Here is a 1,277-nt window from a genome sequence, read left to right on the forward strand (position 1 = left end):
CTAGCAGGCTGTTGAAGAAGCCCGGTTTGCTGGCACGAGGCCGGGCTTCTCGTTGACTTCAATCTCAACCTTGTCTTCGGGGGGAGGCAGCGGGCGCAGAGCGCCTATGCGGCGGCCAGCCGCGCCATCCGCACCAGGTTGTACGCGGCGCCCACCAGATACGCCGCCAACTCCGTCCGCTCCCTGCCTTTGAAGCGCGTCTTGCGGAAGCCGCCCACCGTCTTCATCCAGCCCCATATCTCTTCGATTCGCTTCCGTGCCCGCTGGCTGAGGGCGTAGCCGGCGGGCCTCGTTGTTCGCCGGTCGATGGCCGAGCGGCGCCGAGTGTCCGTCGTCTGGGCGATGTGAGGCGTGACTCCCATGCGCCGACAGTCGGCGACGAAGTCCGCCGTGTCGTAGCCCTTGTCGGCGCCCACGGAGGAGCGCTCGTTCCGGGACTTCAGTCCTTCGAGCATCATCACCGCCGAGTCGCGCTCGGCGAAGCCGTCCGCCGGCATCACCGCGAGGTCCACGAGCAGCCCGTTGCGGTTCTCCATGACGCCATTGAGGCTGTAGGCCAGCCGCGCCTCCTTGCCGTCGCCCTTGCGCGCAAGCTTCGCCTCCGGGTCCGTCTTCGAGGCGTGCGTCGTGTTGCCGCGCTTCTGCCCGTGAAAGTTCACCGTCGGGTTACCCTTGTCGTCGGGCGGCTCCTGCTTGTCGTCCTTCTCGTCCTTCGGGCGGAACGACTTCAGCGACGCCCAGGCTTCAATCAGGCTGCCATCCACGCTGAAGTGCTCGTTGCTGGTGAGCCCCGCGCTTTGCGCCTGGCTCATGACCGCCATGAAGAATCTCCGGGCGACGTCGTGCTCCAGCAGCCGGTCCCGGTTCTGCGAGAAGGTGCTGTGGTCAAAGGAGGCGTCCTCCATCCCCATGTCGAGGAACCACCGGTACAAGAGGTTGTAGTCGAGCTGCTCGCAGAAGAGCCGCTCGCTTCTCACCGAGTAGAACGCCATGAGGAGGCAGGACTTCAGCAACTGCTCCGGCGGGATGCTCGGCCTTCCGGTGCCGCTGTACATCTCATCGAACGTCGCAGAGAGCGCCGCCAGCGCGGCGTCCGCCATGTCCTTCACCCTGCGCAGCGGATGACCCGCGGGCACCCGGTCTCCAGGCGTCCTCAGGCTGAACAGCGTCGTCTGCTGCTTGGGCCGTCCTCGCATCACTCCCTCCGAGGCGCGGAGGACACCACGCCTCAGTGCGGGGTGTCGATCCCTCGGAGGGGTTTCTCAACAGCCTGCTAG

The 1,277-nt window shown here is 66.2% G+C and carries 1 protein-coding gene; it reads right to left on the minus strand.

From position 1 onward, the window contains the following. Positions 1-104: 104 nt before the first annotated feature. Entirely contained in the window at positions 105-1,196 is a 1,092-nt protein-coding gene (locus D7X74_RS41955) for an IS5 family transposase (RefSeq protein WP_120538467.1), read from the minus strand. Between the last annotated feature and the right edge of the window lie 81 nt (positions 1,197-1,277).

Source organism: Corallococcus sp. CA047B, assembly GCF_003612065.1.
Classification (GTDB): Bacteria; Myxococcota; Myxococcia; order Myxococcales; family Myxococcaceae; genus Corallococcus; species Corallococcus praedator.